Origin of the sequence: Oerskovia sp. NPDC060287 (genome assembly GCF_042726775.1) — a bacterium.
GTDB lineage: Bacteria > Actinomycetota > Actinomycetes > Actinomycetales > Cellulomonadaceae > Oerskovia > Oerskovia merdavium.
Genome location: NZ_JBHXBO010000056.1, coordinates 1 through 21,132, shown reverse-complemented (window position 1 = coordinate 21,132; position 21,132 = coordinate 1). Strand labels below are relative to the sequence as shown.

Here is a 21,132-nt window from a genome sequence, read left to right as displayed (position 1 = left end):
GGGCCTTCGTCGAGCGGTCAGCGCGGATCAGACGTCCGTGCTGTCACCGATCCGGTGCACGAGGATCGAGTTCGTCGTGCCGGGCTGGCCCACCGGGGCGCCCGAGACGACGACCACGAGGTCACCGACCTCGGCGAGGCCGTTGGCCTGGAGGGTCGTGTCGACCTGACCGACCATCGCGTCGGTGTTCGCGACCTCGGGCACCTGGTACGACTGGGTGCCCCACGTGAGCGACAGGACGTTGCGCACGTGCTCGCGCGGCGTGAACGCGAGCAGCGGGATCGACGAGCGCAGACGCGACATGCGTCGCGCCGAGTCGCCCGACTGCGTGAAGGTCGCGAGGTACTTCGCACCCAGGACCTCACCGATCTCGGCTGCGGCACGCGTGATGGCGCCACCACGCGTGTGCGGGGTCGAGCCGAGCGGTGCCATGCGCTCACGGCCCGCTTCCTCGGTCGCCTCGATGATGCGGGCCATGGTCTGGACCGTCAGGATCGGGAAGTCGCCCACGCTCGTCTCGCCCGAGAGCATGACGGCGTCGGCCCCGTCGAGGACCGCGTTCGCGCAGTCCGACGCCTCGGCGCGCGTGGGGCGCGGCGAGTTCGTCATGGACTCGAGCACCTGCGTCGCGACGATGACCGGCTTGGCGTTGCGACGAGCGAGCTCGACGATGCGCTTCTGCACGAGCGGGACCTGCTCGAGCGGGAGCTCGACCGCGAGGTCACCACGGGCGACCATGACGCCGTCGAACGCGTCGATGATCTCCGCGAGGTTCTCGACGGCCTGCGGCTTCTCGATCTTGGCGATGACGGGGACCGAGCGGCCCTCCTCGTCCATGATCGACTTCACGTCGTCGAAGTCGGCCGCGGAACGGACGAACGACAGCGCGATGATGTCCGCACCGAGGCGAAGTGCCCAGCGCAGGTCGTCGCGGTCCTTCTCGGACAGCGCCGGCACGGAGACCGCGACACCCGGCAGGTTCAGACCCTTGTTGTTGGAGACCGGTCCGGCCACCTCGACACGGGTGACGACCCGGGGGCCCTCGACCGCGGTGACGCGGACGAGCACCTTGCCGTCGTCGATCAGGATCGGGTCGCCGACGCGCGCGTCCCCGGGAAGACCCTTGTGGGTCGTGGAGACGAGCTCCTTGGTGCCCACGACGTCCTCGGTCGTGATGGTGAAGATGTCGCCCTCGTTGAGCCAGTGCTTCTCGTCGCCGCCGAAGCGACCCAGGCGGATCTTGGGCCCCTGGAGGTCGACGAGCACGGCCACGGAACGGCCCGACGCCGCTGCGGCCTCGCGCACGCCGTGGTAGACGGCCTCGTGCTCCTCGGCACTGCCGTGGCTGCGGTTGATCCGCGCCACGTCCATCCCGGCGTCGACGAGCGCCCGGAGCTGTTCCTTCGACTCGGTCGCGGGTCCGATGGTGCAAACGATCTTTGCTCTGCGCATTTCTCCAGCCTCGTTGTTCCTTCGTGTCCGGCGGAACCGGACCGCCTCGGGCCCCTGCCTGGGCCCCGTCTCCACCCCGGACGTCCTCACGGACGCCGGGGCGCGTCTCACACTCTTGTCATGCTCTCAGCGACACGGTCGAAGCGCGCACCGGGGCGGGGAGCTCGGTGCGCCCCTGCAGGTACGCGTCGGCCGACGCTGCTGCGGCCCGGCCCTCGGCGATGGCCCACACGATGAGCGACTGCCCGCGCCCCGCGTCCCCGGCGACGAACACGCCGGGGACGGTGGTCGCGAAGTCGTCGCCGCGCGCGACCAGGCCGCGCGCCGTGAGGCCGATCTCCGACTGCTCCGAGAGCGTCTGCGTCTCCGGTCCCGTGAAGCCCATGGCCACGAGCACGAGATCGGCAGGGATCTCCTTCTCGGTGCCGGCCTTCGGGACGCGCCGTCCGTCCGGGAGGTACTCGGTCTCGGCGACGCGCAGGGCACGCACCCGGCCGTCCTCGCCCGCGAGGAAGTCGACGGTCGAGGCCAGGTAGGCCCGCTCGCCACCCTCCTCGTGCGAGGAGGAGACCTCGAAGAGGATCGGGTCGGTCGGCCAGGGCTGCGTGGCCGAGCGCTCGAGCGGCGGCTTCTTGCCGATGGCGAGCGTCGTGACGCTCGCCGCCCCCTGCCGGAGCGAGGTGCCCAGGCAGTCGGAGCCGGTGTCGCCGCCACCGATGACGATCACGTTCTTGCCCGTCGCGAGGATCTGGTCCTCGACCACGCCGCCCGCGACCACCGTGTTGGCCTGGTGCAGGAACTCCATGGCGAAGTGCACGCCGGGGAGGTCGTTGCCCGGGACCTGGAGGGCGCGCGGGACCGTGGCACCGGTCGCGAGGACCACGGCGTCGAAGCGGCGCCGCAGCTCGTCCCAGGTGATGTCCACACCGATCTCGACGCCCGGACGGAAACGAGTGCCCTCGGCCTCCATCTGCGCCAGGCGGCGGTCGATGTGCAGCTTCTCGAGCTTGAAGTCCGGGATGCCGAACCGCAGCAGGCCGCCGATCGCGGCGTCACGCTCGTAGACGACGACCGTGTGACCGGCGCGCGTCAGCTGCTGGGCCGCGGCCAGGCCGGCGGGCCCCGAACCGACGACCGCGACCGTCGAGCCCGTCAGACGCTGCGGCACCTGCGGCGTGACCAGCCCGCGGGCGAACGCCTCGTCGATGATCGAGACCTCGACGTTCTTGATGGTCACGGCCGGCTGGTTGATGCCGAGCACGCAGCTCGACTCGCACGGTGCCGGGCACACACGTCCCGTGAACTCCGGGAAGTTGTTGGTCTCGTGCAGCCGCTCGCTCGCCTCGGCCCACTGGTCGCGCCAGACCAGGTCGTTCCACTCGGGGATCAGGTTCCCGAGGGGGCAGCCCTGGTGGCAGAACGGGATGCCGCAGTCCATGCAGCGGCCCGCCTGCTCCTTGAGGAACGGCTGCCCCTCGACCAGGTGCTCGTGCACGTCGCGCCAGTCGCGCAGACGCACCTCGACCGGACGGTTGGGCGGGAGCTCGCGCTCCCGCACCTTCAGGAATCCACGGGGATCAGCCACGAGCCACCTCCAAGATCTGGTCCCACACGCCCGGGGCGGCGGGGTCGAGCCCGTCGAGCTCGGCCTGCGCGAGCGCCTTGCGCACACGGGCGAACTCGGCAGGCAGGATGCGCGTGAAGCGAGCACGCGCAGCGTCGAAGTCCTCGAGCAGCTCGGCCGCGACGGTCGAGCCCGTCTCCTCCAGGTGCGTACGGACCAGACCTTCGACGAGAGCCGCGTCGACGTCGTCGAGCGGGTCGAGCAGGAGCTCGCCCGTCGCGACCGCAGCGGTGTTCATGGCCGCGGGCCGCAGGTCCAGCACGTAGGCCGTCCCTCCGGACATGCCCGCGCCGAGGTTGCGGCCGGTCGGGCCGAGGATCAGCACCGAACCGCCGGTCATGTACTCGAGCCCGTGGTCGCCCACTCCCTCGACGACCAAGGTCGCCCCGGAGTTGCGGACCGCGAAGCGCTCGCCCACGAGCCCGCGCAGGAGGATCTGCCCGGACGTCGCGCCGTAGCCGATCACGTTGCCTGCCACGACGTTGCTCGACCCCGTGAGGACTGCCGAGCGGTCCGGACGGACGATGATGCGTCCGCCCGAGAGGCCCTTGCCCACGTAGTCGTTCGCGTCGCCGAAGAGGCGCAGCGTGATGCCGCGGGGCAGGAACGCCCCCATCGACTGGCCTGCGGACCCCGTGAGGGAGACGTCGATCGTGTCGTCGGCCAGCCCCTCGCCGCGGTACCGCTTGGTCACCTCGTGACCGAGCATGGTCCCCACGGTGCGGTTGACGTTGCGGATCGGCAGCGCGATCCGGACAGGCTCGCGGTTCTCCAGGGCGTCGGCGGCCAGCGCGATGAGCTGGTTGTCGAGCGCCTTGTCGAGACCGTGGTCCTGGGTGGTCGTGTTGCGCAGCGACGAGCCCTCGAGCGGCTGGGGCTTCTCGAGCACGGGCGCGAGGTCGAGCCCCTGGGCCTTCCAGTGCTCGATCGCCTGCCGGGTGTCGAGCGCCTCGACGTGGCCCACGGCCTCCTCGATCGACCGGAACCCCAGGCGCGCCAGGTGCTCGCGCACCTCCTCGGCGATGAACTCGAAGAAGTTCACGACGAACTCGGGCTTGCCCGTGAAGCGGGCACGCAGCTCGGGGTTCTGGGTCGCGACACCCACCGGACAGGTGTCCAGGTGGCACACGCGCATCATGACGCAGCCCGAGACGACCATGGGTGCGGTCGCGAAGCCGAACTCCTCGGCGCCGAGCAGCGCGCCGACGACGACGTCGCGGCCCGTCTTCATCTGCCCGTCGACCTGCACCACGATGCGGTCGCGCAGGTTGTTCAGCACGAGCGTCTGCTGGGTCTCGGCCAGGCCGAGCTCCCACGGGGTGCCCGCGTGCTTGAGCGAGGTCAACGGGCTCGCGCCCGTGCCGCCGTCGTGCCCCGAGATGAGGACGACGTCCGCGTGCGCCTTGGACACGCCGGTCGCCACGGTGCCCACGCCGAACTCGCTCACGAGCTTGACGTGCACGCGCGCCGACGGGTTCGCGTTCTTGGCGTCGTGGATGAGCTGCGCCAGGTCCTCGATCGAGTAGATGTCGTGGTGCGGAGGCGGCGAGATGAGACCGACGCCCGGCGTCGAGTGCCGTGTCTTGGCGATCCACGGGTAGACCTTGTGGCCGGGGAGCTGACCGCCCTCGCCGGGCTTGGCACCCTGGGCGAGCTTGATCTGGATGTCGTCCGCCGCGGTCAGGTACTCCGAGGTGACACCGAACCGGCCCGAGGCGATCTGCTTGACCTTCGAGCGACGCTCCGGGTCGTACAGACGCTCCGGCTCCTCGCCCCCCTCGCCCGTGTTCGAGCGACCGCCGAGACGGTTCATGGCGATGGCCAGTGTCTCGTGCGTCTCGGCCGAGATCGAGCCGTACGACATGGCTCCCGTGTTGAAGCGCTTGACGATCTCGCTGACCGGCTCGACCTCGTCGATCGAGATGGCCGGACGCTGACCGTCCTTGAACTCCAGGAGGCCACGGAGGGTCATGAGTCGCGTCGACTGGTCGTCGACGCGCTGCGTGTACTGACGGAAGATGTCGTACCGGCGCTCACGCGTCGCGTGCTGCAGACGGAAGACCGTCTCCGGGTCGAACAGGTGCTCCTCGCCGTCGCGACGCCACTGGTACTCGCCGCCCGTGGTGAGACGGACGTGCGCCTGGTGGTTGCCCGAGGCCGGGTAGGCCTCGGCGTGACGGGCCGCGACCTCGGCCGCGAGCACGTCGAGGCCGATGCCCCCGAGCCGGCTCGTGGTGCCCGCGAAGTAGTCCGCGACGAGCTCGTGCGACAGACCGAGCGCCTCGAAGACCTGTGCCCCGCGGTACGAGGAGATGGTCGAGATGCCCATCTTGCTCATGACCTTCAGGACGCCCTTGCCGAGCGCCTTGATGAGGTTCTTGACCGCCTTCTCCGGCTCGACCGTGACGAACCCGGACCGGGCGAGGTCCTCGACGGACTCCATCGCGAGGTACGGGTTGACCGCCGCGGCGCCGTAGCCGATGAGGAGCGCCACGTGGTGCACCTCCCGGACGTCCCCGGCCTCCACGACGAGCGAGACCTGGGTGCGGGTGTGCCGGCGCAGCAGGTGGTGGTGCACCGCGCTCGACAGGAGCAGCGACGGGATGGGCGCGAGCTCCTGGTTGGAGTCGCGGTCGGAGAGAACGATGAAGCTCGCACCGTCGGCGACGTGCTCGTCGACCTCGGCGAAGATCTCCTCGAGCCGCGCGTGCAGGGCTTCTCCCCCGCCGCTGACGGGGTAGAGCCCCTTGACCGTGACGGACCGGAAGATCCCCTCGAGGCTCGGGTCGCGGTCGACGCGCAGGATCTTCGCGAGCTCGTCGTTGTCCAGCACCGGGAAGGGCAGGATCAGCTTGCGCGCGTGCAGCGGGCTGTCGTCGAGCAGGTTCGGCTCGGGACCGATCGCCCCGCCGATCGAGGTGACCAGCTCCTCACGGATCGCGTCGAGCGGCGGGTTGGTCACCTGCGCGAACATCTGCGTGAAGTAGTCGAACAGGAGGCGAGGACGGCTGGACAGCACCGCGATGGGCGTGTCCGTCCCCATCGCGCCGAGCGGCTCGGCGCCCGTGCTGGCCATGGGCGTGAGCAGGATCCGCAGCTCCTCCTCGGTGTACCCGAAGGCGCGCTGACGACGCTGGACCGAGGCAGGGCTGTGCGCCACGTGCTCGCGCTCGGGCAGGTTCTCGAGGTAGACCGAGTTCTCGGCGACCCACTGCGCGTAGGGGCGCTGGGCGGCAAGCTGACCCTTGACCTCCTCGTCCTCGATGATCCGGCCCTGGCCGGTGTCGACGAGGAACATGCGTCCCGGCTCGAGGCGCCCCTTGCGGACGATCGTCGCCGGGTCGAGGTCCAGGACCCCGGCCTCGGAGGCCAGGACGACGAGGCCGTCCTCGGTCACCCAGTAGCGCCCCGGGCGCAGCCCGTTGCGGTCCAGCACGGCACCGATGAGGGTGCCGTCGGTGAAGTTGAGGCAGGCGGGCCCGTCCCACGGCTCCATGAGCGTGGAGTGGTACTCGTAGAACGCCCGGCGGTCCGGGTCCATCTCGGCGTGGTTCTCCCAGGCCTCGGGCGCCATCATGAGGACGGCGTGGGGCAGGGAACGGCCCGAGAGGTGCAGGAGCTCGAGCACCTCGTCGAAGCTCGCCGAGTCGCTCGATCCCTCCGAGCACACGGGCAGCAGCGGGGCGAGGTCGCCCAGCTTGTCGCTCGCGAGCATGCCCTGGCGCGCGGCCATCCAGTTGCGGTTGCCGCGCACCGTGTTGATCTCGCCGTTGTGCGCGATCATGCGGAACGGCTGCGCGAGCGGCCAGGACGGGAACGTGTTGGTCGAGAAGCGCGAGTGGACGAGGGCGAGCTCGCTCGCATAGCGCGGGTCCGAGAGGTCCGGGAAGAACGGCTCGAGCTGCGCGACGGTCAGCATGCCCTTGTAGGTGAGCGTGCGGGACGACAGCGAGGCGAAGAACAGCCCGAGCTCGTGCTCGGCGCGCTTGCGCAGGCGATACGTGCGTCGGTCCAGGTCGAGCCCGGACAGCTCCCGCGTCAGGTCCGCCACGACGAGCTGGCGGAACGTGGGCATGGATGCCCGCGCGCTCGGCCCGACGAGGTCGGCGGTGACGGGGACGTCGCGCCAGGCGAGGACGACGAGTCGTTCCTCGGCCGCGATGGCCTCGACCTGTCGCACGACCTCGGCGGCGGCCTCCGCGTCCTGCGGGAGGAAGGCCATGCCGATCGCGTAGTGCCCGGCCGGCGGGAGGTCCACGTCAACCACGTCCCGCACGAAGGCGTCGGGGATCTGGGTCAGGATGCCTGCCCCGTCTCCGCTGTTCTCCTCGGCGCCGACGGCGCCGCGGTGGTCCAGGTTGAGCAGGGCCGTGAGCCCCGCGTCAACGATGTCGCGTCCGGGTGTGCCGCGGAGCGTCGCCACGAAGGCGACGCCGCACGCGTCGTGCTCGGCCACAGGGTCATACAGGCCCTGTGCCGAAGGCGCAGCAGCCCGGTGCAGCGGCGTGGTCATCAACACCGTCCTCACAGGCGCCCGGCCATGGGCCGGGCTTTGATCCAACTTGGGGGATTGTGGGACTTCATCGGCCCAACGGACATGACTGAACCAGCTGGACGGTTGTCCAGCGGGTTCGCCTATGAAAAGACGGGTGCCTCAGTGACCTGGGTCGGGTCGGCCAGCACCTGCCTGCTCGGGCTCCGCAGCATCGAGCGATACTGTCTCTTCGCGCCCTGGGTGTCGGCGCCCGATAACGATAAACGCTATCAACGCACCGACTCCGACCAGGATGGAGGTCCAGACGTTCAGTCGGAGGCCGAGCACCAGCTCGGCCGTGTCGATGCGAAGCATCTCGATCCACACGCGGCCAAGCGTGTAGAAGAGAACGTACAGCCAGAATACCCGACCATGACCCAACCTGAAGCGACGGTCGAGGTAGATGAGCAGGAACGCCGCAGCGACGTTCCACAAGAGCTCGTAGAGGAACGTCGGGTGGAACAGCGTCCCGGACTCGTAGCCCGCCGGGAGGTACTGGTCGGAGATCTGCAGACCCCACGGGAGCGTGGTCGGGCCGCCGAACAGCTCCTGGTTGAACCAGTTGCCGAGCCGGCCGATCGCCTGCGCGAGCAGCAGCCCCGGTGCGAGCGCGTCGGCGAAGGCTGCAAAGCTGACCTTCTGCCGGCGACAGCCGATGTAGGCACCGACCGCGCCGAGCGCGATGGCCCCCCAGATCCCGAGGCCGCCGTCCCAGATCCGCAACGCCTTGAGCGGGTCCCCGTCCGGTCCCCAGTACGGGTCCGGCGTCGAGATGACGTGGTAGAGACGCCCACCGACGATGCCGAAGGGCACGGCCCAGAAGGCGATCTCCAGCACGTCCTCGGGGTCGCCGCCGCGCTCTGCCCACCGCTTGCGGGTGAGCCAGACCGCGACCGCGATGCCGGCGAGGATCGCGAGCGCGTAGGCGCGCAACGGGAAGGGGCCCAGGTACCAGGTGTGCTGGGACGGGCTGGGGATCGAGGCCACCAGCGGCCCGACGGCGGACACGAGCCCGGTCATGACGTCACCTTCCGCGTGGTCTCGTCGCTCGACCGAGCAGAACGGACACCGTGCGCGAGGTCGCGCGCGACCGCGCGCACCTGCTCGAGCCGCTCGTCCCAGGGCTCCTCGCCCAGGAGCGGGCGGACGAACGCGGAACCGACGATCACGCCGTCGGCGTACCGGCCGACCTGTGCGGCCTGGGCACCGGTCGAGACGCCGAGGCCGACGCACACGTGCTCGCCGCCTGCTGCGCGCGTCGCCGCGACCAGCTCCTCGGCCTTGCTGCCCACCTCGGACCGGACTCCCGTCACGCCCATGGTCGAGGCAGCGTAGACGAACCCGCGCGAGGCCGCGGCCGTGAGGCGCAGACGCTCGGGGGTCGAGCTCGGAGCGACGAGGAAGACCTTGTCGAGGCCGTGGGCGTCGGCAGCGGCGATCCACTCCCCCGCCTCGTCCGGGATCAGGTCGGCCGTGATGAGCCCTGCTCCGCCGGCGGCCGCCAGGTCGCGCGCGAAGGCCTCCACGCCGTAGCGCAGCACGGGGTTCCAGTAGGTCATGACCAGGACGGGCACGCCCAGCGCCGCCACGGCCTGGACGGCCGTGAAGACGTCGCGGACGCGGGTCCCGGCGGAGAGGGAGTGCTCGACCGCCTGCTGGATGACGGGCCCGTCCATGACGGGGTCCGTGTACGGCAGGCCGAGCTCGATGATGTCGACGCCGGACTCGACGAGCGCCTTCGCCACCTCGACCGTCCCCTCGACGCTCGGGTAGCCCACGGGCAGGTAGCCGATGAGGGCAGCCCGCCCCTGGGCGGACACCTCCTCGATCCGCGCCGCGGTGCGGTAGGGCGCCTGGACGCCTCCGGCTGTCGCGCTCACAAGCTGCTCCCTTCGCCGTCGACCACGGTGTCCGCGTCGATCAGGTCGAACCACCGCGCCGCGGTGGCGACGTCCTTGTCCCCGCGACCCGAGAGGTTCACGAGGATCACGGTGTCCTCCTTGCCCGCGGCCTGAGCCTCCCGGCCGATCCGCAGCGCGCCGGCGAGGGCGTGCGCCGACTCGATCGCCGGGATGATCCCCTCGGTGCGGCACAGGAGCCGGAACGCCTCCATGGCCTCGACGTCCGAGACGGGCTCGTAGGTCGCACGGCCGAGGTCGTGCAGCCACGAGTGGGCGGGGCCCACGCTCGGGTAGTCCAGGCCTGCCGAGATCGAGTGGCTGGGCAGGGTCTGCCCGTCCTCGTCCTGCAGAAGGTAGGACCGGGCTCCGTGGAGCACCCCCGGGGCACCTCCGCTGAATCGGGCCGCGTGCTTGCCGGTCGAGACGCCCTCTCCGCCGGCCTCGAAGCCGTAGAGCGCCACGTCCTTGTCGTCCAGGAACGCGTTGAACAGGCCCATGGCGTTCGACCCGCCGCCCACGCACGCCGCGAGCGCGTCGGGCAGGCGTCCGATCCGGTCGAGGATCTGTGCGCGCGCCTCCTCGCCGATGATCCTGTGGAAGTCGCGGACCATCTCCGGGAACGGGTGGGGGCCCGTCACGGTGCCCAGCAGGTAGTGCGTCGAGTCGACGTTGGCGACCCAGTCGCGCAGCGCCTCGTTGATCGCGTCCTTGAGCGTGCGCGAGCCGATGGTCACCGGGACCACGGTCGCGCCGAGGAGCCGCATGCGCGCGACGTTGAGCGCCTGGCGCTCGGTGTCCTCCTCGCCCATGTAGACGACGCACTCGAGGTCCATGAGGGCTGCGGCCGTGGCCGTGGCGACCCCGTGCTGCCCGGCGCCCGTCTCGGCGATCACGCGCTTCTTGCCCATGCGCTTGACGAGCAGGGCCTGACCGAGCACGTTGTTGATCTTGTGCGAGCCGGTGTGGTTGAGGTCCTCACGCTTGAGGAACACCCTCGCTCCCCCGGCGTGCTCCGCGAACCGGGGCACCTCCGTCAGCGGGTTGGGGCGACCGGTGTACTCGCGGTGGAGACGGGCGAGCTCGTCCTGGAACGTCGGGTCGACGACCGCCTTGCGGTACTCGGCCTCGAGCTCGTCGAGCGCGGCGATCAGCGCTTCCGGGACGAACCGTCCGCCGAAGTCCCCGAAGTACGGGCCCTGCTGGTTCTGCAGGGAAGGTGTTGCGTCGGGCACGCGGCCTGACCTCCTCGGTGCGGGATCTACGTTGTCTGGGGTGGGATCAGGGCCGGACGGACCACAGGGACGGGTGCGAGCCGGCCGCCACGAGGTCGGCGACCGAGGCGCGCGGTGCGTCGTCCGTGACCAGGGCCTCGCCGACGAGGACGGCGTGCGCCCCCGACCGTGCGTAGTCCATCACGTCGTGCGGGCCGCGGACACCGGACTCGGCGATCCGGACCAGCTCGTCCGGGATGGCCGGAGCCAGTCGCGCGAACGTGGTCCGGTCGACCTCGAGCGTCTTGAGGTTGCGCGCGTTGACCCCGATCACGCGGGCACCGGCGTCGATCGCGCGCGTGACCTCGTCGAGGGTGTGCACCTCGACGAGAGCCGTCATGCCGAGCGAGTGGACCCGTTCGACGAGCGACGTCAGCACCGTCTGCTCGAGGGCTGCGACGATCAGCAGGACCAGGTCCGCACCGTGGGCGCGAGCCTCCCAGACCTGGTACGGCGTGACCACGAAGTCCTTGCGCAGGACCGGGATGTCCACCTTGGCCCGGACCGCGTCGAGGTCTGCGAGGCTGCCGTTGAAGCGACGCTGCTCGGTCAGCACCGAGATGACGGCCGCGCCGCCCTTCTCGTACTCCGAGGCGAGCGAGGCCGGGTCCGCGATGGCCGCCAGGTTCCCCTTGCTCGGGCTCGACCGCTTGACCTCGGCGATGACAGCGACAGCGTCCTCGGCCTTGAGGCGGCTGACGCAGTCGAGGGCGCCGGGCGCGCGGGCGGCGCGCTCCTTCAGCTCGTCCAGGGTGGTCTTCGCCTGGCGCTCCGCAAGATCCTCGCGGACCCCCGCGACGATGTCCTCCAGAACCGTCATGTGATATCTCCCCGTGCTCGTCGTCGACTCCGTGCCAGCTCAGGTGCGCGGGTCCGGCCGCCGCGACCGTGACGAGTCGCCTGCAGCATCTCTCCGCGAACCATTGACAGGGAGATACCTGCCATCGTAGGGCCGCCCGAGAGTGACCAGGGACACGTGTCATCCCGCGAGATGCTCGCCGAGGGCCCCGTGGCGGGTCAGGATGGCCCGAGCAACGGCACGAGCGCGGGGATGTTCCGCGCGACGCCGAAGGCCATCAGGACCACCAGCGCGACCACGCCCGTCCAGGCGGGAACCGCTCGGGCCCGTGTCCCGAGCCACGCTCGCCGGACCCACAGCGCCCAGGCGACGACGAGGAACGGCACGACGACCACCCACAGGGGGTTCATGGCCCAGGCCCCGGCCAGGTCGCCCGTCGCGAGGTCGTGCGTCGCTCGCAGCCCGCCGCACGCCGGGCAGGCCCACCCCGTGAGCGCGAGCAGCGGGCACAGCGGGTAGCCGCCCTCGTGCGGGTCGACGAGCGCGAGCACGAGGGTCGCCCCCGCCACACCTGCCCCGAGGACGAGCGGTGCTGCGGCGCCGCGCCACCGGCTGGCGGGCACGCCCGACGCCCCCGCGGGGACCTCGCTCACGGGGGCGTCGGATGCACGCGGCTCAGCCGTAGTACCCCTCCTGGAACCCTGCCTGGAACTCGGGCGAGGCGACGATCGCGATCAGGAAGATCACGCCGATGACCGAGAGCGCGATCCCGACCCAGCCGAGGATCACGCCGGCGAGCGCGAGACCACCGTTGTTGGCCTCCCCTGCCGCCACGGCCCGCTTGGCCTTGCTCCCGACGATGATCGCCGGGATCCCCGTGAAGAAGCCGCAGGACAGGACGATCGACGCGATGCCGAGCACGAACGCCCAGATCCCCAGGTCGTTGCGGGGGAAGTAGCCGTACGCACCTCCGGGTACCGGTGTCGCGCCGTAGGGCGTCGCGCCGTACGGCGCCTGCCCGGGTGCGCCGTACGGCTGCTGCGCGGCGCCGTAGGGCGGCTGCTGCGCGGGGGCGCCGTACTGCGGGTACCCACCGTCCGGGGTCCCGGGCGCGGGGGCGCCGTAGGGAGACGGGCTCTGCTGCGGGTAGCCCGGGTACGCGGGAGGTACCGGGCCCTGCTGCCCGGTTCCCTCCGGCTCCTCGCCGGCGGGACGGTACGGGTCCGTCGGAGGGGTGGGGGGATAGCTCATGGGACGCTCTGCTCTCTGCTGGGAAGGCCGGGTCGTGCCCGGGTCGACCGGTGGTACAGCACGCGCCCCGCACCCCTGGGGTGCGCGGCGCGTGGCGACGGTCCGGGCTCTCGCCCGGGAGACGTCAGCTCTGGGCGACCTTCGGCTGCCCGTAGCCCATGTTGCGCAGGACCAGGCCGCCGACGAGCGCGAGCGCGACGATGCCCATGCCGACCCAGAACATCCACACGGTCGCGATCGCGACGGCGACTCCCGCGACGACCGCACCGACGATGATGCCGATCATGGTGAACCACGCCGCCACGGTGTGACCGTGGTTCGTGGGGGGTGCCGACGGCGGCAGGTAGGAGATCTCGGTGGTCTGCGGCGTCTTCTCGGCCATGGGGGGTGTGCCTTTCGTCAAGATGTGCGTCCAGCCTATCGGACGTCGGTCGGTCTGTTCGTGCGGACGGGAGGTGATGCTCAGCGGTCTGTGGGGTCCTCGCCGCGGGTCAACGAGTCCCACGTCTCCTGCTCGTCGGGCTCGTCGGCCGGTCCTGCCTCGGGGGGCTGGGCCGCCCTGCCCGGGGCGCCCGACGGCGCAGGACTCCCTGGAGCGTCGATCCCGGCCTCCGCGGTGGACGCCTCGCGCCGGGCGACGGGTGTCCCGGCCGCGGGCCGGACGATCTCGTGACGTGCGGACACACGCCCCCACGAGGGCGAGGAGACCGCGGCCCACACGGCCGCGACGACCACGAGGACCCCGACCGCCGTCGCCACCGCAGGCCAGGGCGTGAGCGTCACGGCGCTCGTCATCTCGGTGACCCCGGTCGCCTCGGCGACGGCCGACGTCGCCGCCGGCACCGGGTCGCGCAGGATCGCGGCGGCCGACGCGCTCACGACGACGCCGCTCGCCGCGGCCACGACCAGGACGACCCATCGCCCGATGCGGCCCACGAGCCCCAGCGCGAGGGCTGCGGCCACGACGACCAGGGCTCCCGCGCCCACCCCGGGAGCCGCCGTGGTGCCCGTGACGTGCACCTGGACGTCGGCGTCGAGGGCCGTCGCCCCCGAGGTGCGCAGCCACGTCGGGGCAGCCGCCGCGAGCGCACCGGCGCCCAGCACGAGCAGCAGCAGGATCGCGCTGCGGCGAGCGAGGCGCCACGAGCGGGGCGTTCGAGCCACGGCCGCAGGCGTGCCGTCAGCAGAGCCGGTCGCTCCAGGCCCGCTCACGCGAGGCTCCGCAGCCGAGCGGCCAGCTGGACGGCTCGGACCGCCGCGGCGGCCTTGTTGCGCGACTCCTCGTACTCGAGCGCGGGCACCGAGTCGGCCACGATCCCACCCCCGGCCTGGACGCTCGCCCGTCCGTCGCGGATCAGGGCGGTGCGGATCGCGATCGCCATGTCCATGTTGCCGTCGAAGTCGAAGTAGCCGACCGTCCCGCCGTAGATCCCGCGCGAGGCGGGCTCGAGCTCGTCGATCAGGGCGATGGCCCGGGGCTTGGGCGCGCCCGAGAGCGTGCCCGCGGGGAACGTCGCGCGCAGCACGTCGAGCGCCCTGGCTCCCTGGCGCAGCGTCCCGACCACGGTCGAGCACAGGTGCATGATGTGGCTGAAGCGCTTGGTCACCATGAACTCGACGACCTCGACCGAGGCCGGCTCGCAGACCTTCACCAGGTCGTTGCGCGAGAGGTCGACGAGCATGAGGTGCTCGGCACGCTCCTTGGGGTCCGCGAGGAGCTCCTCACCCAGCGCGACGTCCTGCTCGGGCGTCGCACCGCGCGGGCGCGACCCGGCGATCGGGAACGTGACCACGTGCCCGTCGTCGACCTTGACGAGCGTCTCGGGGCTCGACCCGACCACCGCGAAGTCCGAGCCGTCGGCGTCCGTGAGCTGGAAGTAGTACATGTACGGGCTCGGGTTGATGGTCCGCAGGGCCCGGTAGACGTCGAGCGGCGAGGCCGGGCAGTCCAGGTCGAGCCGCTGCGAGATCACGATCTGGAAGACCTCGCCGTCGCGGATCGCGTCCTTGCCCGCGAGCACAGCGGTCTCGAACTCCTCGCGCGTCGAGCGGAACTCGAGCTCCGGCTCGGCGACGTCCGCGACGACCGCGGCCGACGACCCTCCCCCGGTCCCCGCCACGAGCTCGCGCTGCATGCGGTCGAGCCGCGACACGGCGTCGGCGTAGGCCTCGTCGACCCGTTCGTCGGTGTCGTCGAAGTTGATCGCGTTGGCCACGAGCCACACGCTGCCCTCGCGGTGGTCGACGACCGCGAGGTCGGTCGCGAGGCACAGCGTGACCTCGGGCACGCCCAGCTCGTCGGGCGCGTTCCCGGGCAGCGTCGGCTCCCAGTGGCGCACCACGTCCCATCCCAGCGCACCGGCCAGACCGCCGGTCAGGGGCGGCAGCCCGTCGATCGCCGGGGTGCGCAGCGCGTCGAGCGTCCGCTCGAGCACGTCGACCACGTCGCCCGTGGTCGGGACCCCAGCGGGAACATCCCCCGTCCAGACGGCCTGGCCGTCGCGCGCGGTGAGCGTCGCGCGCGACGCGACCCCCACGAACGAGTAGCGGGCCCAGCTGCCGTCGACCTCGGCCGACTCCAGCACGAACGTGCCGGGCCGCCCCTGCGCGAGGGTGCGGTACAGACCCACGGGCGTGACGTCGTCGGCCAGGAGACGACGCACCACGGGAACCACGCGGCGCGAGGTCGCGAGCACGCGGAAGCCCTCGACCGCAGGCCAGGTCTCGCCCCAGGGCAGGCCTGCCGCGGGGACCACGGGGGCGGTCGGGTCGATCGGGGGCGTCGAGCCGGTCACAGCGTCTTCTCCTCGGAGGTCTCGTTCTCGGGGCGGTGGCCCACCGCTGCGCCCAGGTCGCCGCCGGCCTCGAAGCACGTGCGGGCTCCCGTGTGGCAGGCCGCACCCACCTGGTCGGCGCGGACCAGCAGCGCGTCGCCGTCGCAGTCGATCGCGACGGACTTGACCCACTGCGCGTGGCCGGACGTGTCGCCCTTGCGCCAGTACTCCTGGCGCGAGCGCGACCAGAAGGTCACGCGGCCCGTCGTCAGCGTCCGGCGCAGCGCCTCGTCGTCCATCCAGCCGAGCATGAGCACCTCGCCCGTGTCGTGCTGCTGGATGATCGCGGCGACCAGCCCGTCGGCGTCGCGCTTGAGGCGGGCCGCGAGCGTCGCGGGCAGCGTGTCGGCGACGTCGTGGGGCTCCTCGGCGGCGAGGGGCTGGTCTGCGGGGGCGGGCTGGGCGGTGTTCTGGGGCACCCGAGAATCCTGCCAGATCCCCAGGGCGCCCGGGTCCCCGTCCCGCTCAGCGGTCCGGGAGACCGGGGAGGCCGACCGGCCGCCGGGTCCGCCCGCGTCGGGGGCCCGCTCGCCCCGCTGCTCGCTCATCGGGTCTGCGCGACCCAGGACGCGTGCATCGACGCGTAGACGCCGCCCGCGGCCGCGAGCTCGGCGTGCGGCCCGACCTCGACCACGTGGCCCGCGTCGACGACCACGACGAGGTCCGCGGCCTCCGCGGTCGAGAGACGGTGAGCGATCGTGATGGTGCTGCGCCCTGCCGTCAGCGAGTCGAGAGCACGCGCGATGCGCACCTCGGTCGCGGGGTCGACCGCGGACGTCGCCTCGTCGAGGACCAGCAGGTCGGCCTCGGCGAGGTACGCGCGCGCGATCGCGACGAGCTGACGCTCGCCCGCCGACAGGGCCTCGCCCCGCTGCCCGACGGCGGAGCCCAGCCCGTCGGGCAGGTCCGCGACCCAGTCGGTCAGGCCGAGCTCGGCGACCGCGGCGTCGATGCGGTCCGCGAGCCGGGCTGCGGTCTGCCCCGGGGTCTCGCCTGCGATGCCCGACGTGCCCGCAGCGCCGTTCGCGGTGTCCCGCACGCCGTAGGCGATGTTCTCGGCGAGCGTCCCGTCGAACAGGAACCCTTCCTGCGGGACGAGGACCACGCGCTCGCGCAGGCTCGCGGCCGACAGGTCGCGCAGGTCGACGCCGTCGAGGCGGACCTCACCGGACGTGGGGTCCATGAGCCGCGTGACGAGCTTGGCGATCGTCGTCTTGCCCGAGCCCGTCGCGCCCACGACCGCGACCGAGGTGCGCGCCGGGAAGTCGAGGTCCACGCCGTGCAGCACCTCGGGACCGTCGGGGTAGGCGAACCGGACGTCCTCGAGCCGCACGTGCGCGGGGCCACGGGCCGAGCGCACGCCCTGGGCGCCCTTGTCGACCACCTGGACGGGCGTCTCGACCACGGCCAGCACGCGCCGCCAGCCCGCGACGGCGTTCTGCAGCTCGTTGAGGATCTCGGTCGCCATCTGCACCGGGCCCGTGAAGAGCTGGACCAGGAAGAGGAACGCGAGCAGCTGCCCCGCGGTGATGGACCCGTCGATGCCCAGCAGCGTGCCGACGACGACCACGACGGCCAGCACGAGGTTCGCGACGAGCACGCCGCTCGAGAAGACCGACGAGACGAGCACCTGCGCACGGACCATGCCCTTGCGCGTGCTCTCGACCGCGGCGTCGACACGGCGCGCGGTGCGCTCGCCGACGCCGTAGGCGCGGATCGTCTCGGCGCCCACGACCGACTCGGAGATCGCCCCGAGCATCGCGCCCACTCGCTCGCGCAGCGCGGTGTACGCGCCGTTGACCCGCCCCTGCGCGGGGCGCAGGATCAGGAACAGCGGGACGAAGCACGCCCACACGAGCAGCGTGAGCTGCCACGAGTAGAACGCCATGAGGAGCGTCGCCGCGCCGATCTGCAGGACCGAGACGAGCAGCATGATGCCGCCCCACTGGACGAACAGGGAGATGGTGTCGACGTCGCTCGTGACGCGCGAGACCAGCGCCCCGCGCCGCTCGGTGCTCTGGGTGAGGACCGAGAGGTCGTGCACGTGCCGGAAGGCCCGCACGCGCAGGCTCGCGAGCCCCGCCTCGGTCGAGCGGAAGAGGCGGACGTTGACGAGGGCCGAGCACAGGCCCGCGACCACCAGGACGACCGCTGCGGCGCCGACCAGCAGCGCCACCCGGCTCGTGTCGGGGCCGCCCGGGGCCATGATGCCGCTGTCGACCGTCTGCTGGACGGTGATGGGGACGACGATCCGCCCGAGGGCCGCGACCACGGCCAGGAGCAGCGTGCCCCAGATGCCCACGAGGATCTCGGGTGACATCTGGACGCCCTTGCGCAGGGTCGCGAAGACGCCCAGCGTGCTCGCCGAGGCGATCCGCGCGCCGGTCGCGTCCTCGACGACGACCTCGGGCTCGGCCGTGGCCCTCGCCCGGCGGCGGCGTCCGCGGGCCGACGTGGGTGCGGTGGTGGTGCTCACTCGGTCACGGTCCCTTCCTCGGCGTGGCGCACGATCTCGTCGGTCTCTTCCTGCTCGCGGCGCTCGACGTCCTCGCGCTCGGACTGCAGGGGGTCGGCAGGTCTGCGCCCGTCGTCGGGCGACTCCCCGGAACCGTCGAGCTCGTCCGCCTCGGCGCGGCGCTCGGCCTCTCGCTGGTAGGCCGTGGCGAGCTCGCGGTAGCCGGGGTCGCGCGCGAGCAGCTCGGTGTGCGTCCCGACGTCGACCACCCGCCCCGACTCGACGTGGACGACCTGGTCCGCGAGCGCGACGCTCGACATGCGGTAGGCGACCATGACGACCGTGGGGTGGTCCGCCGTCGGGCCTGCGCCCTCAGGCGCGGTTCCCTCCCCGCGCAGGCCAGCGAGGATCTGCTGCTCCACGCGGGGGTCGACGGCGGAGGTCGCGTCGTCGAGCACCAGCAGGCGCGGAGAGCGCACCAGGGCGCGCGCGATCGCGAGCCGCTGCCGCTGACCGCCCGACAGGTTGGAGCCGCGCTCCCCCAGGGGCGAGTCGAGACCACCCGGCAGGCGGGAGACCACGTCGTCGACCTTGGCCAGGCGCAGCGCGTCCCACACCTGCTCGTCGGTGGGGCCCTCGCCCTGGTCCGCGAGCGTCACGTTGGAACGGACCGTGTCCTCGAAGATGAACGTCGACTGCGCGACGAGCGCGACCTGGCTCGTCAGGTCGGCCGCGAGCGCCTCGCGCACGTCCACACCGTCGACGAGCACCCGGCCGCGCGTGGGGTCGGACAGGCGCGCCAGGAGCGAGACGAGCGTGGTCTTGCCCGCGCCCGTGGGACCGACGACGGCCACCGTACGGCCGGGGGCCAGGTTGAGCTCGATGTCGTCGAGCAGCGTGATGTCACGACCGCCCGCCCGGACGTCGACGCCCACGCCCTCGAACCGCACGGACGCACCGCCGGTGGTGGCGGGAAGCCGCTGCTCTCCCGCGACCGGGATGCCCGGTGCGTCGAGCACGCTCGCGATGCGCTCGTAGCCGACGAGCGCGCGCGGCAGCTCGCCCAGGACCCAGCCGAACGCGCGGACCGGGACGGCCATGATCGTCAGCAGGTAGGCGGCCGTCACGACCTCTCCCGTGTCGACCGCACCGGCAGCGACCCGCGCGGCTCCCACGCCCAGCACCAGGAGCGTGCCGAGCGAGGGCAGGAGCTCGATGACCGGGTCGAAGAACGCCCGCACCACGCCCACGCGGACGTTGGCCGCCCGCAGCTCGTCGGTCCGCGCGGCGAAGCGCCGCTCCTCGCGGGCCTCGGTGCCGAGCGACTTGACCAGCAGCGCGGCCTCGAAGCTCTCGTGCGCGACGTCGGAGACCTCGGCCCGCAGCTGCTGCGCGTGCGTGATCGCGGGCGACATGTACTTCTGGAACACGACGTTGACCACGATCGCGACCGGGATCACGACGAGCGCGGCGCACGCCAGCCAGACGTCGATGCGGAAGAGCATGACCGCCGAGACACCGATCATCACGACCACGCCCAGCGCGAAGGGCAGGGGGTTGAAGACGCCCGTGGCGGCCTCGACGTCGGAGTTCGCGTTCGAGAGCAGCTGGCCGGCGGGGTGCGCCCGGTGCCACGACATGGGCAGCCGCAGGTACTGGTGCGTGACCGCGGTGCGGTGCCCCGCCTGGATGTTCGCGTAGCCGTAGCCCGCGAAGATGCGCCGGCCGGCGACCGTGAGGGCGAGCGTGAGGGCGATCGCGACCAGGACGAGGCCCGCGACCCACAGGTTGCCGCGTGCGTCCGCGTCGCCCGCGAGCGCCGGGACGACGACCTCGTCCGTCACGCGGCCGACCGCGAGGCTGATGAGGACCGTGGTCGCGCCGAACAGCGCGGAGGCCGTGATCGCCAGGACGTAGACGCGCCACTGCGACCGCATGCCGCGACCCATGAGCTGGAGCGACCTGCGGGTCCGTGAGCCGGTCAGGGCGTGCCGTTCGCGCGCCCCCCGTGCTGCGGGCGCCGTGCGGCCGGGCCGGGAGACCCCGTCCACGAAGGTGGGCTGGTGCGGGCTGGTGCCGTCCGGACCGTCGGACGCTGCGCCGGTGGGCGCGTCCTGGGTCCGAGGCGTGGTGTTCGTGGGGGTGCTCCGTCGCGCGGACACGGACGATCCTCGTCTTTCGTGGGGGGTTGGCACGATCTTCTCACACGGGACACTCCGTCCCGCGTGCGAGCATGGCCTGATGCAGCCCACCGCCTGGCACGCCCACGAGCGCGCCTCCCTCGTCCACGCACTCACCCAGGCCGGCCCCGACGCCCCGACCCTGTGCGACGGGTGGCAGACCCGCCACCTCGCGGCGCACATGATCCTGCGGGAGCACCAGCCCTGGACCCAGGCCGGGGCCAACGGGGGCCCGCTGCACGACTGGTCGGACGCCAGGCTCCAGGACCTCGCCGCGACCGCGCTCGCACCGGGCGGGTACGCTGCGCTGCTCGCGCGCATCGAGCAGGCGCCCGCCTCGTGGAGCCCGTGGTCGTGGGCAGGGAACCTGGTGAACCTCGTCGAGTACTTCGTGCACACCGAGGACGTGCGTCGTGGCACCTGGGTCGCGGGTCCCGGCGGGTCGGGCGGCGCCGGGGAGAGGTCGCGCGACCTCTCGCCCGGGCTCCAGGACGCCCTGTGGTCACAGCTGCGGCGTGGTGCGCGCCTGTTCTACCGCCGGTCCCCCGTGGGGGTCGTGCTCGTGGTGCCCGGCGGTCCGCGCCTCGCGGTCAAGGCCCCGCCGACGCGGCCGACCGACGACGGGCGGCTGCCCGGCACCGTCGTCGTCACGGGCGAGGTCGGCGAGCTCGTGCTCCACGCGTTCGGACGAGGCCGCCATGCGGGTCTGACTCTCCAGGGCGACGCTGCCGACCGCGCGGCGCTCGACGCCGTGGTGCCGGGTCCGCGCTCGGGCGGGTGACGGCGTCGGGCACGCTGCCCGCTCGGTCCGTCGGGTGCACGTGACAAGCG

At 72.2% G+C, this 21,132-nt stretch carries 16 protein-coding genes; 1 reads left to right on the top strand and 15 read right to left on the bottom strand.

Going from position 1 to position 21,132, the window contains the following annotated elements:
- Nucleotides 1–27 precede the first annotated feature (27 nt).
- From pyk to ACFWFR_RS07250, 15 genes are all read right to left on the bottom strand, one after another.
- Nucleotides 28–1,452 carry a pyruvate kinase gene (gene pyk, locus ACFWFR_RS07320; protein ID WP_377616975.1) on the bottom strand — a complete coding sequence of 475 codons (1,425 nt, stop codon included), beginning with the start codon at nt 1,450–1,452 and terminating at the stop codon, nt 28–30.
- Nucleotides 1,453–1,570: 118 nt separating this feature from the next.
- Nucleotides 1,571–3,037 carry a glutamate synthase subunit beta gene (locus ACFWFR_RS07315; protein WP_191804825.1) on the bottom strand — a complete coding sequence of 489 codons (1,467 nt, stop codon included), beginning with the start codon at nt 3,035–3,037 and terminating at the stop codon, nt 1,571–1,573.
- The gene (gene gltB, locus ACFWFR_RS07310) at nt 3,030–7,589 is read right to left on the bottom strand and encodes a glutamate synthase large subunit (RefSeq protein ID WP_191804823.1); all 4,560 of its coding nucleotides are present in this window, start codon (nt 7,587–7,589) and stop codon (nt 3,030–3,032) included. Before gltB ends, ACFWFR_RS07315 begins: the two co-directional genes overlap by 8 nt.
- Nucleotides 7,590–7,730: 141 nt before the next feature.
- Nucleotides 7,731–8,630: a prolipoprotein diacylglyceryl transferase gene (gene lgt / locus ACFWFR_RS07305; RefSeq protein WP_377616973.1), complete on the bottom strand. Its 900-nt coding sequence runs from the start codon at nt 8,628–8,630 to the stop codon at nt 7,731–7,733.
- On the bottom strand, nt 8,627–9,490 hold the full coding sequence (trpA, locus tag ACFWFR_RS07300) for a tryptophan synthase subunit alpha (RefSeq protein WP_191804819.1): 864 nt from the start codon (nt 9,488–9,490) through the stop codon (nt 8,627–8,629). Before trpA ends, lgt begins: the two co-directional genes overlap by 4 nt.
- Nucleotides 9,487–10,743 (bottom strand): tryptophan synthase subunit beta, encoded by a 1,257-nt coding sequence (trpB, locus tag ACFWFR_RS07295; protein ID WP_191804817.1) that lies wholly within the window; start codon nt 10,741–10,743, stop codon nt 9,487–9,489. Before trpB ends, trpA begins: the two co-directional genes overlap by 4 nt.
- Before the next feature lie 46 nt (nt 10,744–10,789).
- Nucleotides 10,790–11,602: an indole-3-glycerol phosphate synthase TrpC gene (trpC, locus tag ACFWFR_RS07290; RefSeq protein WP_191804815.1), complete on the bottom strand. Its 813-nt coding sequence runs from the start codon at nt 11,600–11,602 to the stop codon at nt 10,790–10,792.
- 197 nt (nt 11,603–11,799) lie between these two features.
- Nucleotides 11,800–12,234 (bottom strand): DUF2752 domain-containing protein, encoded by a 435-nt coding sequence (locus ACFWFR_RS07285; RefSeq protein ID WP_377622094.1) that lies wholly within the window; start codon nt 12,232–12,234, stop codon nt 11,800–11,802.
- Between the two features lie 22 nt (nt 12,235–12,256).
- Complete coding sequence (locus tag ACFWFR_RS07280) at nt 12,257–12,832, bottom strand: DUF4190 domain-containing protein (protein ID WP_377622092.1); 576 nt, start codon at nt 12,830–12,832, stop codon at nt 12,257–12,259.
- 124 nt (nt 12,833–12,956) lie between these two features.
- The gene (locus ACFWFR_RS07275; protein WP_191804809.1) at nt 12,957–13,214 is read right to left on the bottom strand and encodes an HGxxPAAW family protein; all 258 of its coding nucleotides are present in this window, start codon (nt 13,212–13,214) and stop codon (nt 12,957–12,959) included.
- Nucleotides 13,215–13,294: 80 nt separating this feature from the next.
- Complete coding sequence (locus ACFWFR_RS07270) at nt 13,295–13,996, bottom strand: Trp biosynthesis-associated membrane protein (protein WP_191804807.1); 702 nt, start codon at nt 13,994–13,996, stop codon at nt 13,295–13,297.
- A gap of 44 nt (nt 13,997–14,040) precedes the next feature.
- Nucleotides 14,041–15,627: an anthranilate synthase component I gene (locus ACFWFR_RS07265; RefSeq protein WP_377622090.1), complete on the bottom strand. Its 1,587-nt coding sequence runs from the start codon at nt 15,625–15,627 to the stop codon at nt 14,041–14,043.
- Nucleotides 15,624–16,007: a phosphoribosyl-AMP cyclohydrolase gene (gene hisI / locus ACFWFR_RS07260; RefSeq protein WP_377622100.1), complete on the bottom strand. Its 384-nt coding sequence runs from the start codon at nt 16,005–16,007 to the stop codon at nt 15,624–15,626. Before hisI ends, ACFWFR_RS07265 begins: the two co-directional genes overlap by 4 nt.
- Before the next feature lie 203 nt (nt 16,008–16,210).
- The gene (locus tag ACFWFR_RS07255; protein ID WP_377622098.1) at nt 16,211–18,040 is read right to left on the bottom strand and encodes an ABC transporter ATP-binding protein; all 1,830 of its coding nucleotides are present in this window, start codon (nt 18,038–18,040) and stop codon (nt 16,211–16,213) included.
- A gap of 98 nt (nt 18,041–18,138) precedes the next feature.
- A complete protein-coding gene (locus tag ACFWFR_RS07250; protein WP_377622096.1) occupies nt 18,139–20,070 on the bottom strand; it encodes an ABC transporter ATP-binding protein in 1,932 nt (643 codons plus the stop codon).
- A gap of 292 nt (nt 20,071–20,362) precedes the next feature.
- On the opposite strand from ACFWFR_RS07250, the gene ACFWFR_RS07245 reads away from it, so the two are divergent.
- The gene (locus ACFWFR_RS07245) at nt 20,363–21,082 is read left to right on the top strand and encodes a TIGR03085 family metal-binding protein (protein WP_377622089.1); all 720 of its coding nucleotides are present in this window, start codon (nt 20,363–20,365) and stop codon (nt 21,080–21,082) included.
- Nucleotides 21,083–21,132: the final 50 nt, after the last annotated feature.